Annotated in this window: 11 protein-coding genes and 1 pseudogene; 9 read left to right on the forward strand and 3 right to left on the reverse strand. The window is 42.9% G+C overall.

Translation table 11 applies throughout. The features are described from left to right. The first annotated feature begins 855 nt into the window (after nt 1–855). The 7 genes from ACYQ4O_RS08965 (at nt 856) to ACYQ4O_RS08995 (ending at nt 9,441) form a co-directional block, all read left to right on the forward strand. Complete coding sequence (locus tag ACYQ4O_RS08965) at nt 856–2,619, forward strand: ATP-binding protein (RefSeq protein WP_460175388.1); 1,764 nt, start codon at nt 856–858, stop codon at nt 2,617–2,619. Further along, a complete protein-coding gene (locus ACYQ4O_RS08970; RefSeq protein WP_066591345.1) occupies nt 2,616–3,248 on the forward strand; it encodes a response regulator transcription factor in 633 nt (210 codons plus the stop codon). Before ACYQ4O_RS08965 ends, ACYQ4O_RS08970 begins: the two co-directional genes overlap by 4 nt. Then, a complete protein-coding gene (locus ACYQ4O_RS08975; protein WP_460175389.1) occupies nt 3,245–4,657 on the forward strand; it encodes an FAD-dependent oxidoreductase in 1,413 nt (470 codons plus the stop codon). Before ACYQ4O_RS08970 ends, ACYQ4O_RS08975 begins: the two co-directional genes overlap by 4 nt. Nucleotides 4,658–4,749: 92 nt before the next feature. Next, a complete protein-coding gene (locus ACYQ4O_RS08980) occupies nt 4,750–6,219 on the forward strand; it encodes an FAD-dependent oxidoreductase (protein ID WP_304703253.1) in 1,470 nt (489 codons plus the stop codon). Between the two features lie 382 nt (nt 6,220–6,601). Next, a complete protein-coding gene (locus ACYQ4O_RS08985; protein WP_281523534.1) occupies nt 6,602–6,895 on the forward strand; it encodes a type II toxin-antitoxin system RelE/ParE family toxin in 294 nt (97 codons plus the stop codon). After that, complete coding sequence (locus ACYQ4O_RS08990) at nt 6,892–7,191, forward strand: addiction module antidote protein (protein WP_066591333.1); 300 nt, start codon at nt 6,892–6,894, stop codon at nt 7,189–7,191. The genes ACYQ4O_RS08985 and ACYQ4O_RS08990 overlap by 4 nt, the downstream gene beginning before the upstream one ends. Nucleotides 7,192–7,854: 663 nt before the next feature. After that, nucleotides 7,855–9,441, forward strand: coding sequence for a site-specific integrase (locus tag ACYQ4O_RS08995; RefSeq protein WP_304703254.1), 1,587 nt, complete (start codon nt 7,855–7,857; stop codon nt 9,439–9,441). Nucleotides 9,442–9,624: 183 nt separating this feature from the next. On the opposite strand, the gene ACYQ4O_RS09000 is transcribed toward ACYQ4O_RS08995, so the two are convergent. Together ACYQ4O_RS09000 and ACYQ4O_RS09005 are read right to left on the reverse strand one after the other, a co-directional pair. After that, complete coding sequence (locus ACYQ4O_RS09000) at nt 9,625–9,762, reverse strand: hypothetical protein (protein ID WP_460175401.1); 138 nt, start codon at nt 9,760–9,762, stop codon at nt 9,625–9,627. A 6-nt stretch (nt 9,763–9,768) separates the two neighbouring features. Then, nucleotides 9,769–11,278 (reverse strand): annotated as a pseudogene (locus tag ACYQ4O_RS09005) (FAD-binding protein); the annotation flags it as partial. Between the two features lie 588 nt (nt 11,279–11,866). Here ACYQ4O_RS09005 and ACYQ4O_RS09010 point away from each other — a divergent pair. After that, a complete protein-coding gene (locus tag ACYQ4O_RS09010; RefSeq protein ID WP_304703224.1) occupies nt 11,867–13,177 on the forward strand; it encodes an AAA family ATPase in 1,311 nt (436 codons plus the stop codon). Nucleotides 13,178–13,338: 161 nt separating this feature from the next. On the opposite strand, the gene ACYQ4O_RS09015 is transcribed toward ACYQ4O_RS09010, so the two are convergent. Further along, nucleotides 13,339–14,232, reverse strand: coding sequence for a LysR family transcriptional regulator (locus tag ACYQ4O_RS09015; protein ID WP_304703225.1), 894 nt, complete (start codon nt 14,230–14,232; stop codon nt 13,339–13,341). Between the two features lie 88 nt (nt 14,233–14,320). Between ACYQ4O_RS09015 and ACYQ4O_RS09020 the strand changes: the two genes are divergently transcribed. Beyond that, entirely contained in the window at nt 14,321–15,769 is a 1,449-nt protein-coding gene (locus ACYQ4O_RS09020; RefSeq protein WP_304703226.1) for a class-II fumarase/aspartase family protein, read from the forward strand. Nucleotides 15,770–16,113 lie beyond the last annotated feature (344 nt).

The raw sequence follows: 16,113 nt of genomic DNA on the forward strand, positions 1-16,113 counted from the left end.
TTGTAACGGTCCTTCGATTGTCAAAAAACAAATAGCTGCTAGGAATCCTTTATTTTTAAGATGACGCACAGACAAGGAGATTGAACCTCCGTCCTCTTGAAAGAAACTCTATAGAAAAAATTGAACCTCAAGAACCAGATCCCTTCGAAAAGTTTTTCATTAGAGAAGAGGTTTGGTCTGGAGAAAGGTTTCTTGCTAAGAAGAGGAGCTCCATTACTGACTGAAGCCCAAAAAGGCACTAGAAAATCAGAAATGAAAAAGGAATCGAAGTTGCGGTGAAATGTTACGAGGAGCATAGTTAATTTTTCTTTTATAAAAGAAAAATTAGTTAACTTTGGATGAAAATTCTTTTATAGAAGAAATTTCAGAGCTTCTGGAGATTCATTCTCAAAGAGGAAAACTCCATCTTCTCGAGACGCTATAGAAACCTAATCAATGGAAAAACGAGCTGGGTTTAATCCAAAGCACACCAGCTAAATCAAATAACCGCCTGTCTTTTTGATAGAGATTTTCGAGATTAACCCGCAAAATTTTTTTAGCGCTTCCCTGTAAAACCTCTCATTCCAAAAAGTTGGCAAAAATGCCATTTTTTGAATGGCGCATTTAAAAGCAAACTTTATTTATTTGTGTATTAACAACATAGGTAAAAACTTTGATTGACAAAAGAAGAAACAAGGAAATCACTCTAACCAATTGATTTCCGTAAAACCTACCGGGCTCTACGGAATTATTCCAATAGGGCTATATCTGTTCATGGAACCTCCACTACACTTATAGTCATGGACTTAACCACAATTCCCAAGACTAAAATCCGTAGACAACAAGATGCTTCCAGACGATTTTCTGAGAAAATTGATGTTTTTTGCGGCTGCTATCCTCTGCAGCACTGTCTTGGTCTGTTCTGAAGCTCGTCCTTCTGACACTGTAAGTAAACAGCATGTCAAAATAGGCGTGGTTCAACTAGAGGATCCTTTCTTCTATTTGGACTGTTTCGGCCCAACCATGGAATACCTTCGCAAAAAACACCCGGAAATTCGATTCTCTACTGAAGAAATTAATCTCAATATTTCACCCGAAGACTTAAACAAAAAGCCATTTGATTTTCTTATATCTCCCAGCGGTTTCTTTGCGGCTCATATGCTTCCAACAGGACTAAGACAAATCGTTACTCGAAAACCGGAGTTTTCTAAGAATCCATCACGTTCCGTCGGCTCTCTTTTTGTGACGACCAAAAACTTTCCAGGAAATGATGTCGGTTCTCTCTTGGGGAGAAAAGCGGTTTCCTATGAGAGTTCTGCTTTAGCCGGTTGGCTCAGCGGCCTTCATGAAATTACTTCCCATGGCTTCAACACAGAAAAGTTCTTTTCAGAGATTCTTTTTACCAATTACAGTTCCCCTGGACCATTGAGTTACTTGTTAAGCCACAAGGCGGATGTCGCTATTATTCCGACCTGCGAATTTGAACAATTGGCAAAGAATCGGCGCATTAATCCTGACAACTTCAAGTTAATAGGACTCAAACCAACGGATTTTGCATGTAAAACATCTACAGAGTTATTTCCGGACGTTGTCTTTTCGTCTTTCCCGAAGGCAGAGCCGGAGATAGTAAGAGCTCTCACGATCTCACTCCTTACAATGCCGAAAGAATTAACCAAATCAGATTGGAGCATTGCCAGTGATTTTCTTGGCGTTCAAAAACTGTTTGAAAATTTAAAACTGGGTCCTTACTCCGACAAGGAAGTCTCTCTGCTAGCCTTAGCGAAACGCTTTCAAAAAGAGCTGTTTCTGGTATTTCTGCTTATCTGCGGACTGCTTTTCCATATCATTCGTGTCAACCAATTGGTATTCAAACGCACGGAAGAACTTCGCACTGCTATTTCCCAGCGTGATGCCATGTCAGAAATTGCCAAGAAACGGCTGAAAAGGTTAACGCAATTAGAGAAAAGAGGCATGGTCTCTCAAATATCTTCAGTTCTTGCTCATGAACTTAAACAGCCCATTTCTTCAGTTGCCAACTACGCTAAAGGTCTCTCAAAATACCTAAGCAAGACCAATAATTCGGATGAGATCCTTCACGAGGCAGTCAGAGAAATAGACCGCGGGATCAGACGCGCTGGGGATATCGTCGAAAAAGTCAGAAGCTACAGCAAGTCCTCAAAAGATCAGCTCTCTGTTATTTCGCTCAAAGATTGCGCCCAAAAAGCAATTGATTCCATCAAGGCTTTTGCACCGAGCCAGCTTAAGATTTCCTCTAATCTCAATTCAAATCCGCAGATCGAAGCCGATCCTTTAGAAATTGAATTACTCATATTCAATCTGCTTAAGAATGCCGCCGAAGCAGCAGAATCATTAGGTGAGAACGGAAGTATCATATGCGCCGTCGAAAATTCGGAGACTCAAGCAATCGTATCGGTAAAGGATAACGGTCCTCGAATTTCCTCCGAGCAATTAGAAAAAATGAAATCTGCTCTCCAAGAATCCGTGAAACCGGACGGGCTTGGACTAGGACTCAGCATTATCCTGGCCATCGCTGAAAAATACCGAGCCAGAATCGATTTTGAACAGCTTGAACCTCAAGGCCTTCAGATCTTTATAACTTTTCCCAAGCAACAAAAATGAAAACCTATAAAAAGCTCACACCGTTAATACGTCTTATCGATGATGACGAGATGGTCCTAGGAAGCGAAAGCTTTCTGTTGAGAATGGAAGGCTGGCAAACAGCACAATATCTTTCTGCTGAAGAATTTCTCTCTAAAGATGACTCGGAAAGACCAGGATGCATCATTTTGGATATCCGTATGCCCGGACTCAACGGAATGGAACTTCAGTCATTAATGATGGAAAAGAATATTGATCTGCCGATCATATTCTTAACCGGCCACGGCGATATTGATATGGCGGTATCCGCCTTAAAGAAAGGAGCAGTAGATTTTTTAGTTAAGCCGGCTAATGACGAAAGACTTCAGGAAGCTGTCAAGAATGCAGTTGAGAAGAATATTCTTTCCCGACAAAAGAATATCGAGCATGACAATATGCTGGAACTATACGAACAATTGACAGAACGGGAAAAAGATATAGCTCCGATGGTTGCAAACGGAACAGCCAATAAAGTCATTGCCATTGACTTAGATATTTCTGAGAACTCCGTTAAGAAATACCGTTCTTCCATCTTAGAAAAACTTCAGGTTCGGACTATCGTTGAACTCACCGATTTTTTACGTCAAATCGGAAAGGACTCCGTGAAATGATTAGAAGAAAGTTCCTTTACGCATTAGGCGCAGCCTCTCCCTTCCTTCCCGCTTCTTCCTTTGCCTCTTTCTTCAATAGAACAGAAGAAGCAGGCATCGTTATTGTCGGTGCCGGAGGAGCAGGACTGGCAGCGGCCGCCCGTGCCTCCGAACTTTATAAGGGAAAAATCATTGTTCTGGAAAAGCAGAGCAAAATCGGCGGCAACACCTTAATTAGCGGCGGCTACTTGGGAGTAGTTGATCCGAAAAGACAAACACCTCTTCAGATTATCGACAGTGAGGAAAAACACTTTCAAGACATTTACGTTAAAGGAGATTGTCGAGGAGATCCGGAACTTATCCGAACTCTGGTTAGAAATGCTCCGAGAATGTTGAAATGGATTGAGTCCCAAGGTGTCCAATTTCAGAATTCCGTCATTGAAATCTATGGCTCTCACTTTCCAAGATGTCATATCCCAAGCCTTCCCAACGGACTTGGCTACATCAATACGCTCAGTGAAAAAGCTATGGAACGAGGAGCGGAAATTAGAAAAAACTGTCAAGTAACCGCACTCATTCGCGACAAAAGCGGGAGACTCTCGGGACTGCAGTATCTTGACGCAAACAACAAACAGGTCACTCTTCGGGTCAAGAATGCCGTTATTCTTTCCGGAGGAGGATTCGGCTCTAATCCAGACCTTGTCACAAAATATGACCCACGCCTATCCCATCTAACCCATAACACGGGACCCGGTTCAACAGGGGAGCTTTTATTAGCAGCCGAGAAAGTCGGATGCGAACTCATCCAGATGGAAAATATCCAATGCCTGCCGGGCGTCCATCCGACAGGCAAAATACGAGTCAGATTTCATAATGATGTCTCCCGCTTCATCTTAGTCAATTCCGAAGGCAATCGATTTACTGATGAAGGCGCCAGACGAGATCTCCTTAAAGAAGCTGTGCTCGCGCAACCCGGAAAAATGTGTTTTTCCGTCATCGACAACGATGGTTTTGAATCCTATGACCTTCTGATGAGAAGGGATGCCATTCGAGGAATTGAAACAGGAGACGCCTTTAAAGGTGAAACTCTTGACGAGCTGGCTTTAAAAATGGGTGTTCCCGGGGAAAATCTAAAAAACGCAGTCAACGCCTACAATAAAGCTATTGAAGGTACCGTCAATCACCCGATTATCCAGCCGCCTTTCTGGGCGGCTCGAACCTCCATGTCAATTCATTACACCATGGGCGGCCTGAAAATCAATTCAAGGGCGCAATGTCTTGACGCGCAAGGAGAAGTTATTTCTGGTCTTTATGCGGCAGGAGAATGCACCGGAGGAATTCACGGAAACAATCGAATCGGCGGCAACGGCATTTGTGATGCATTAACTTATGGAATGATCGCAGCAGAATCAGCTATTAGCACAAACTAATTCAAAAATCAATACCACATGAGGTGTCAACGGAAGAAAAGCTATTCTGTAGCATTCTCCTTAAGGTATCAAACCTTCCAAGGAGAAAACAAATGTCAAAATTATCACGCAGAAGTTTTTTAGGAAGCACCGCAGCCGGTCTTCTTACTTCAATTGCTTTGCCCTCTGCTGTTCATGCAGCTGATGCAGCCCCTCAGAAATGGGATCAGACCGCCGACCTTTTAGTTATCGGTGCAGGCGGTGCAGGCTTAGCCACAGCTGTATCCGCATCTCAAAACGGCGTCAAGAACATTCTTATTCTTGAAAAAATGCCGTTCGTAGGAGGCAATACTTCTATTTCCGGCGGCGGTTTCAACTCCGTAGACCCTGTTCGTCAGAAGAAACAGAATATTCAGGACAGCCCAGAACTGCATGCCGAACAAACTTTAGCCGGCGGCGACGGACGCGCCAATCCTGAACTCGTTAAGACCATGACCGCAAACTCCTATGACGCCGTTAAGTGGCTTCAGGACATGGGTATGAAGTTCAAAGATGACGTCTACCAAATTTACGGCGGTCTTTATCCACGCTGCCACGCACCTTTCGGTTCTTTAGGCAGTGACTACATCAAAGTTCTCAAGCCTCAGTGCGACAAAGCAGGTGTTCAGATCCTTACCAATTCCCGAGTTGTCCGCTTATTCCGTGAAAACCAACTGTCCGGTAAAGTCATCGGCGCAGAATATGTTGACAAAGACGGAAATCACAAGACAGTCAAAGCTAACACGGCTGTTGTCGTTGCCACCGGAGGTTACGGTGCAAATCCTCAGATGCGTGCCAAATATGATCCTCGCATGCTGAATCTCACAACAACCAACCTGCCATGCTCTACCGGCGATTTGATTCCGTTGATGCAAGATATCGGTGCCGACACCGTTGGTATGGATTTCATCCAGTGCAATCCAGGCTGCCCTCCGGGAAGAAAACAGAGAATCATTCTTCACTTGTATGCAAAGAACTTCATTATGGTTGGTCCGGACGGCAAGAGATTTATTCGTGAAGACGAAAGACGCGACAATATTCGTGACGCCGTTCTCGGCCTTCCGAAACAAACCGGCTATGCCATCGTTGACTCCAGAGGCTTCGGCGATTTGAACCCAGGACACCAAGACATGGCCAAGAAAGGTCTGGAAACGGGCGATGCTTGGACAGCCAATACTATTGAAGAGTTGGCTCAGAAAATGGGCGTAGATCCTAAGGCTTTGAGAGCAACAATTGATGAATTTAATGCCGGTGTCGATGCTCAGAAAGACAAGTTAGGCAAAGCTCCGCGCAACCTGACCAAAATTGAAAAAGCTCCGTTCTGGGCCGGTTATTCAGGCATGAGCGTTCACCATACCATGGGCGGCGTTGTCATTAATCCGCACAGCCAAGTTATTGACAGATACGGCAAACCGATTGACGGCTTATATGCTGTAGGTGAAGTTACCGGCGGTATTCATGGAACCAACCGACTTGGCGGAAACGCTATCTGCGACATCTTCACATTCGGCAGACTTTGCGGTATTCAAGTATCTAAGCTCTAATCTTTTAATGTAGCTTTACTCAAGAGGTCCTTTGGGACCTCTTGTTGTTTTTGGAATACTTGTTAAAGGCTAGAAAATTTTAGGAAAGTGGTCTAAGAAAATAACGCAGCAGAAAGCCTTTTGTTCTGAAAGAACAACTGAAAAGATTTTCCCTAGATAGCCACTGTAGAAAACAGTATAGGAAGCAAAGGTGACTTTAAGGCCTGAGAATTTTTGATAGATCCTCAGTTCGAGGCTTGTCCAATCAATTTTTAAACCAACGCATGGCCCTGCACTGAATGAAGAAATTGTTTACAAAAATAACTTTCATCTGCTGTAAGAAGCTGCCCTTTGGTGTAAGCAACATGATGCCTCGTGTAGCTTATATGCTACAATTTTATCCATGATGCAAGTTATTAAATCATCTTTGTTTGATTCGTGGTTTGAAAAAATAAAAGACCCTGTAATCCAAGGTCGCATTGTTGACCGCTTAAGCCGAGTGATCCAAGGCAACTTTGGAGACCATAAGTCTGTCGGCGAAGGTGTTTCTGAGATGCGTCTGAAATTCGGTTCCGGCTACAGAATTTACTATACAGTTCGCAATGAAACAATTGTATTTCTTCTTGCCGGTGGAGATAAATCCAGTCAACGAGAAGACATCAAGAAAGCAAAAGAATTAATAAAGGAATTACCATGACCATTACATTCGCTCCTTTTGATCCTGCTGAATACTTAAAAAGTGACGAAGCAATTCTTGCTTTTCTCTCTGAAGCTTTTTCAAGTCGCGATCCACAGCATATTGCCGATGCAATCGGAATCGCGGCTAAAGCCAAAGGCATGAGCGACATTGCTCGCCAGACCTCTTTAAGTCGAGAAAGCCTGTACCGCTCTTTAAGTGACAAAGGCAATCCCACACTTCAAACAGTTATCGCTGTCCTCAATACTTTAGGAATTGACCTCACGGTCTGCGCTCAGCCGTCTTCTGCCAGCTGAGAGAGATAAGCATCCGTTTTACCGTTTTTGCAGAGTTGAAAAACTTGATCCTTGCAAAAATCACAAGTCGTTCTTCCCCACTTCGCTTTCATAAAGTTGAGTCTTGAACGAAAACGGTGGTGCTTTAGGCACTTCGAAGCCTCGTTGCTACTGCATCCTCAGCATCTAAAATCCTTTCTCGGCCAGAGCATACAGTGGTATATCCCCGCTTCGTCTGCGCAATATTTTCATCGCAGCCCACGTTTCAGCATGCCCTGGCTCTAATAAACAGCGCTAGCAATTGAGAAACAAAAAACTAGCAGGCAGCAAATTCCTTTAACTATTTTTCCGAAGCTGACTGAAATTTTTCGTTTATATTCCACCCCTTATTAGTCTGTAAGCGGGAAAGCCGCTTCTTCTTCGATCAGACGGATTGTCAAAGCCTGCCTTGACGAGATCGATTCATGCTTCGCTATACACTCATCGGACAATGAACTGAGTATAGGGCCGAGCGGTACCGGGACTTTATTCGGTACTTACTTCTTCCCCGATAGTAGAAATACACGGATAAAGCTGTTCAGATAACTTAGTTGAGCTGACAGCGGAGAAAACTCACTTAAATTATTGCCGCACAGACGGTGCAAACTAATGCTTCGTGGGAGGCGGAGCCTCTCACCATCTTTTATGACGAACCCGAATTTTTTAGAACAGCAGAGACAAAACAACCGAAGAACTCAAACTCATCAGTACCACAGGAGAAAGTGGAAAGGATTTTTTCCGCCAAACCAATCTTGTCTTCCGGGTATTACCAGAGGCAAGGACCGTTGGGAAACCATCATCGAAGAACTTTGCTCCTATTACAACTCTTTTCATGCAGTTAAATCTAAGAATTGTTCCATTTTAACGAGCAAGAAAAGAAAGTCTTTTTATCGCGAGTTCTTTCAGGCGATTAATGATCAGTTCGGTGCTGATCCAAGGAATCTCAAACCTAAACACATCCACTGGTTTCTTAACGAAAAAATCCAGGCCAGAAAAGAATCAGAAGAACCTCACGGTTCCATCGTGCGCTACGTTGAAAATGCCGTCTCCATGCTGAAATTTTTTGAGTTATGGATCGGCAAAAAAGGAATGGTTAGATCTTCCGGAGCTTATTTAACATTGCTTGCTCCGGATGTCGTAAGAGGAAAACCTCCGATGAGCCGTAATACCGTTATGAGTTCGGAGCAAATTTTTGATGTCCTGAAAAGAGCCTTCACCCGTGACTTACTCTTTGGCATTCAACTCCTGGCGATGGCCGCTTTTGGATTACGAGATAAGGAAGTCTGCGGACTTGATCCTCATCATTGCATTCATCTTAAGCAATACCTTCATCGAGATCTTGACGCACTCGGGAAAGTGGAAATAAAAGCAAAGTCCGGTTCTAAGGGAGGACGGCCGAGAACTATTCTGCTTCATGAAGAAACACAAGTTATGTGTGCGCAGATTATTCAGCAATTTGCTTCCATCAATGAACTCCGCACTCTAAAGTCCAATGAAGATAATCTTGAGACGGCAACACGCAAGCTTATTACCAACGCAAGGAGCTGCGGCATCTGTAATGCAGACTTTAACGGCTCTGTTTACAGTTTTCGGCATTCTTTTGCTCAAACTTTTCTTAGAGCCGTTGCTGAGGCTGACGTCAGCTTCAAAAAACTGTCGGCTGAAGAAATGCACGAAAGCGTTTCTTTAGCATTAGGCCACTACAGAAAAGACGTCACCGGCGTCTATGCCGGAGGATTTGAACCGGTAGGAAAAGAAACCGCACAAGGACTCGTCAAAAGACTGGCGCATCCCTTGGCAACATTGAGCTCGGCCCCTACTCTTTTACTTTGCTGGCTGAGGGAGTATTTTCAGATTGATTCCAAAGGTGCTGTATTTATGCTGATTTGGTTCCTGAATAAAGACGGCCAAATTCATAATCCCGCTCTGTTGGGATTTCTCAATTATTACGAAATTCAAAAGAAAGCGACGCCATCATCGGATTACCTGATTGAAAGATGTGTAAAGGCTTTTGAACTGAGTCCTGAGCTTTACCGAGACATTCTGGTTAAGTATGAAGGCTGCCTCAAAGAAGAATTCATTGAGAAGCAACTTCTGACACCATATGTCACGAAGCTTTTCTACAAGCATTTTTCATTAAAACAGAAAATAGAGGACGGCACATATAACGGTCTTTTTTCAGGTGCTAAAGGAGATACGAATTTCTTTCCAACTAAAAAAACTATTAAATAAACTAATTTAACGAGGTTGAGTTGTCCAGCAGAGTTCTTCTGAATCTACCACTCCTTCTTATGATGTTTTAAGAAGAAAGGTCCAAGCTGACCTTGCAGACCTTTCCTCGTAAAGGACTAGGTGATCCTGTTTAAGTAGCTCCTTGGGATACTGCTGGCAAGTTGCAAAACTAAACAGAACTTGTTATTGCTGAGCGACTTCTTTTCCAACAACTTGACCAAAAACCAAAGCATCGGTCAGCATTGCTCCGCCTCTATTGAGGCCGCAAGCAATTTCACCGGCAGCGTATAAACCTTTAATCGGCTTATTGTCCCAACCCATGACTTGGTGCTCAGCATTTGTCTTGAGACCTCCCTTGGTATTCGCCGGCAAATAATGGGATGGCATAAAATTTTTGCCCTTCAAGCGGTTTAAGTGACTTTGGATTTCTTCCAAAATCTTCGTCCTTTCCCGCTGCGCTAATTTCGTTGAAACGCTTTAAGGCATTACTTAGTTTCTCCGGATTCATTCTGCCTTTATTTTCCGGAGTATCGGCGATCTTTTTGGCCAGGCCCTCTATAGAATCAGCCTGCAAGATCCATCCTTTTTCCAGAGCATCGCTGTTATCAGGCGCTCCGTAATCAACGAATCCGTATCCGACTGTTGAACGAGTCAAGTTTGCCAAAGGACGTGTTTTGAAGATATTCTCTTCAAATATCTGCCAAGCGGGCATATTGTCATAGGTCATAGTATCCAGATTCTGCTGGGAAGCTTTTTCGTAGACACTGTTATTGGTAATACCGCCCATGATCTTGTTTTCAGCGATAAATCTATCCCCGAGAGCATTAACAACAAATGAACCCGGCGACCCCACTCCGGCTGTTGTGACACCGATTCTCATGCCCTTGTGATAAGCGGGAGGAGCCCAAATCATGCGTGCCGCACATGAAGAAACCTTCGATAGCGCTGCGCCGGCTTTCAATCCCATGCGTATACCATCGCCTTCGTTGTAAGGTGTACCGTAGAAAGCAAATCCTTCCACAGATGGTCCCGGTAAGAAAGCTTTTCTCATTTCAGCACTATACTCATATCCGCCTGAAGCAAGGACAACTCCTTTTTTCGCTTGAACTCGAATAGGTTTCCCATCTTTTTCGGCGATTACTCCCACCACTTCTCCATCCGGAGCAGTGATGAGCTCGACAGCCGGCGCGCTGTCCATGATTTTTATCTTTGCTTGTCTATCAGCAATGCCTTTTTCCAAAGCGCGCCAAAGAGCTTCTCCCTCTGTCGCTTCGCTCTTGGGTTTGTTATACGATGAAGTTTTGCCCATCCTTTCCGGATACATTAAATGGAAAGAGGCATAGGAGCTAGTTTTAGCGCCCGGGAAATTGACATACTGAGCCGGGCCGCTGAATTTCTTTCCTTTCAGTTCTGGGTCAAGAGACTGAAGCCAAGTTACCAACTCAGGCGTATATTGAACCCAATATTCCGCCATACCGTTAGAAACATCGTCCTCCTCACCAACTGACGGTTTATCATCGTATTTTGCAGAAAACAAAGCTCGGAAGTATTTCCTTAGCTCTTCTTTATTTCCATCTTTATCGGGACAGTGAACCCATCCACCCGACATTCTGGTGTTCGAACGCAAAGAAGATAAAGGCTGCTTCTCAAGTATGATTACCGAAGCATTGTTATCGGCAGCTGTGATTGCCGCAGCAGCACCAGCACCTCCTAATCCAACCACAACAACGTCAGCCGAAGCATCGTATTTATCTTCTCCGGATGCAGCCATAGCAGGTAAAGAACAAAGTGCTATTGAAGAACCAACCATAAAATTACGGCGAGATAGAACAGTCATTTTAAACTCCTTGGTTAGTACGTTAATTATTAAATCAAGTTTTCTTAAAGTCAATGTTTTTGAACTTTTTTGTCGAAGAGAAGCTGTGTTTGGGCGGCATCTTCACCGTACCCTCATTTCGGCTCTCCCTGAAAAAGATAACTGAGACTTTTAATGAATAGACTTCAAAAGTTTTATTGACAGCGAAAATTCGAACGGCAGCCTTACCTGAGTTGTCCTGGACGGCCCTCACCATAAAAATTTTCTTTAAAACTTTATAGATCAGACAAGCTTCCTAATTAGAAAATTGAGAATTCTCACTTTTAATTGAGTCCTAAGAGAGAAATTGAGTGAAGTCTCAACCGCAGGATGTAGGCGTCCTGTGTAACCAAAGATAAATCCAATGCCGAAGGAAGAGAAATTAACCGAGATAGGAGAAAAAAATCTAGAGCCAGGGCCTTTCGTTGGAGAGGTTGTGCAGAAGAGACTTTGTAGCTGAAAGCTCCAGATTCAACCCCCTTAAAATTGAAAAAAGCAATACTTAATTCTCCTCTTTCGAAAACTCTTTACTTAAAGGCACAATGAGGGAATAAGTTCGGAGGTAAAAGAATGCTTATCGCTTTTTCAATTAAAAATTGGAAGTCTTTCAGAGATGAAGTCAGCTTCACCATGGAAGCCAATAAAGAAAGAAACCACTCCGGCACCGTCGCAAAATTTAAAAAATTTAGACTAAATCTTTTACCAGTCACAGGAATCTTTGGTCCGAACGCCTCCGGAAAATCTAACTTCGTAAAAGCTCTCTCTTTTCTTCAGAACTTAATTGTTGATCCAGGCAGAAACTTTATGTCATCTGAGCCTTATGGGTTCCGACTGGATCCAGCTACTAAATCAGAACTTAGTAAATTTGCCGTAGACCTTATGCTGCAAAACAGTATCTACTCCTATGCCATCCTTTTTAACCAGAAGCAAATTTTGGAAGAAAAACTTTCTTTTCAAAATACAAGAACGGAAAAGATCTTATTTGAGAGAAAAGCAGAAAGACTGACGGTAGGAGAACCTTTGAAGAAAGACGTCTCTGAAGATGCGATCAAGTTCTTAACTCCTTTTCTTCGAAAGAATTATCCGTCTTTAAATCTTCTGGGCGCCGCTAATATTGACAAAGTAATACCAGTCTTCAATTGGTTCTCAAATTCGCTGAAAATTATCGGCTCAGACTCTCTATTCATTTCCAGATCGGAAACAGAGGAAACTTCAGTAGGAGAAAGACTTTACGGGCTTGGCTCCGGGATTTGTTCTATTAAAGCTGTCCCCTTCTCTGAGTATCTCTCTCAAGATATGGAACGCCCCGCCGGGAGTATAAGCAAGGATTCTTCCTTGACCATCATGGATCCTAAAGAAGGGGCAATAAGGATAAGCCACGCAGCGAGTGCCGAGATCAAAGTAGAGAAATTATTCGTCCTTCATAAAAATTGCCGCGGAGAAGAAGAGCTTTTCTCGTTTACTGATGAGTCTGCAGGCACCAAAAGGCTCTTCAATTTAATCAATATCTTAGACAAGTCAAATCCTTCTGACGATTCCATCACCTTTGTAATTGATGATATTGATAGAAGTCTTCACACCAAACTCACATCGTCCTTAATCGCTCAATTCTTAGAAGGATGTGATGAACTGTCTCGAAAACAATTAATCTTCACAGCACACGATGTCCAATTAATTGATGAAGATCTATTAAGACGCGATGAGTTTTGGATTTGTGACAGAGCATCTGACGGCGCCACGACTCTTTATCCTGTCACTGATTTCAAAGGTCTAGGAGCAGAGAGAGACCTTCAAAGAAGTTATTTGCAAGGAAGGTTTGGAGGTTTGCCGAATTTAACAGTATCTTGCATCCGACTTAAGGAAAGCTATCTGTATGACTAATTAGTAGAGGGACGTGTCAGAGGACTATCGATCTGATTAAACCTCTAAACCGCGACAGCTACGCCAACGATATTCAATTTAGAAAAGTGCAAACCTTGTAAAACGGCAATAACAACCGACTCATCTCATTCTTGTAACGGATTCTCGGAGAAAATCTCTATTCACGCCAGCTTTACACGTATGACGGCTTTCATTGCATTAAGCAGCCCTTCGACAATTTCGCTCTTATCTGAATCTTTGGGAGTAAAAGAGGAAAAAGGAATTGTCAATGAGCTTCTTAGTTTCTTTCTGACCAGTCCAATAGCCTCATTTCCTGCCAAGGCATCTGTGACATGAACACCTAAACCCTCTGCGGCCATTGATAAGGCCAGGTCAGTATTCGATACCGTTAAAGTTGAGGACGAGCCTTTGATATCCGGCAAAGCATTCAAGCAAAAAGATCCAATTTTTGTGTCGGATGGAAGAAGAATCGGCTTTCGGTCATAGACTTCCTCCGGGGTTATTTCTTCAGTATCTATCCCTTCAAAGATTTCTCTTGTTCCCCAGGCATAAAGACCAATATGAGCCAACGGTAAAATATCGAGGTCCGAATGTTGCCCAATCAAACATCCAAACCCTATGTCAAAAGGATGGCTCATTTTTGAGAAATAAAAATCCCGGTGATTGTGAACATCGAAATGCAAACGACAAGATTCAAAATCAGGATAGGACTTTTTAAATTCTTCAACTAATAGTGGAATTAAAGGCGCTGCGTGTCTGGCTAAAATCGCCACCCTTATTGGTTCTTCTGCTTGATTGTTCGGCGAAAAAGACTCCAATTCTTTCCAAAGGCTTAAACCCTCCCTTGCTTTTCTGTAAAAGTGCAAACCCGTAAAGTTCGGAACCAAACGCTTTTTGACTCTATTGAAAAGAGAACTGCCTATTTTATCTTCGATGTCGGCAATAACTCGGCTGACCGCGGAAGGAGTCATAGCTACTTTATCTGCCGCAGCAACAATACTCCCAGTTTCAATGACGGCACAAAAGACGGAAAGATGTTTGGGTTTTAGTTCCATTTTGGAATCATATCCTTCAGGAATTGAACTTTATGAATGTTATTTGTCAGTTTAGAGTAAATCATCCTCAATCATTTGGAGATTTACCATGAAATTAAAACTTATCTCTTCCCTTATGTTTTCAATTGCTTTAAGTTCCATGGCTTTCGCAGAAACTCCTTCTTTGCCAACGGCTCAAAGCTCTTCCTCAAACACCATGAGTGTGTTTGACTCAAAAATTTATGAAGGCCTGTTCGGAACAAAGGAAATGAGAGAAATTTATAACGATCAGAGGCTTATTTCTTATTGGTTGAAATTCGAGGCTGCATTAGCAAACGCCCAAGCAAAACACGGATTGATTCCGGAAGAAGCGGCACAAGAAATTTCTAAAGCCTGTGTTTTAGATAACGTAGATATTCAAAAATTAACTGAGGCAACAAGGAAAGTTGGCCGCCCGGTTGACGGGTTAGTCAAACAATTAAGAGCTTTGAATCCGACAGTTAAAGCCTATATTCATTTAGGCAGCACGACTCAGGACGTCATGGATACCGCCACCGTTCTGCAGATGATGGATGCTATTGACGTAATAGAAAAACAGTTAACTAAACTTATTCTGAGGTTGGCGGACCTATCGGAAAAATATAAATCAACTCCGATGGTTTCTAGAACCAACGGTCAAGATGCAATACCCACAACGTTTGGGATGCTTACAGCTTCCTACATGGCGGAATTGAACAGAAATTTAAGCCGGATGCGTGAAGCTAAAGAACGCTCTCGTGTAGGCCAATTAGGATCAGCCGTCGGAACCTTAAGCTCTTTAGGACCAAAGGCCTTGGAGATTCAAAAATCTGCTCTTAAAAATCTCGGACTAAAGGTTCCCGATATGTCATGGAACGCAAGTCGAGATAATTATGCAGAGGTAGTTCAGGTTTTAGCATTGATCAACGGGACATTAGGCAGAGTTGCAACAGATATCAATTTATGGTCGCGCACTGCAGACAACAGCGTCAATGAAGGAGAGGGAGGCGCCAGCTCAACTATGCCTCAGAAGCGTAATCCGAGGGCAAGCGAGTTCTTAGGAGGATTAGCTGCGATGTCTCGGATTCGTGCTTCCGGAGCACTTGAAATGCTTAATCAATCAGAAACACGCCAGGGGGCTCCTTGGATTTCTGAATGGTCAACAATTCCGGAAATGTTTATGACTACAAGTACAGCACTGGATCGAGCAAATCGTTTATTTGACAAAATCATTGTCAAACCGGAAGTTATGAAGGCTCGGTTCAATGACGCTAAACAGTTCGTGATGGCTGAGGCTGTCCAACAGTCTCTGGCTTCAAAAGTAGGATTGGGACAAGCTCATAGTCTTGTAGTCCAAGCTATTAAGAAAACTTCAAAAGATACGGACTTCCGGACTGTATTAGTTAATGATCCAGAAATCAAAAAATATATGAATGAGAAAGAGATTGAGTATGCCCTCGAACCAACTAATTATTTAGGACAGGCATCAGAACTAGTCAATAGAGCCGTCAGAATTGCGAGAAGTAATACTCTTAAATAAGCCGGTTTCTAGAAATACTTATCTGGTCATCAATGAGGAGAATAATCTGAGAGAGAAGAAATTGTGACCCAAGTTCGTCTCCTCTCCTTCTTCCTAAATGATTAATGATAGTTGGGAAATGCCTTAACCATCTTTGGTGTTAAGGCATTTCGTTTTTGGTCAAAGCAGAAAAATATGAAAGGCAAGCTCTTTTCTGTCTCTGAAGATATAACTATTGAAGACAATAAAAATGCCCCATAGTTTGTTGAGTATTCTGATAGAAGCAGGCGACGGAACTATTTTCACGGACTCTTAAAACACAGCCACTTTCTTCGTATTCAAATTTATCGAAACAGTTTTTGAGC

The sequence above is a fragment of the Turicimonas sp. TL08 genome (assembly GCF_054660695.1).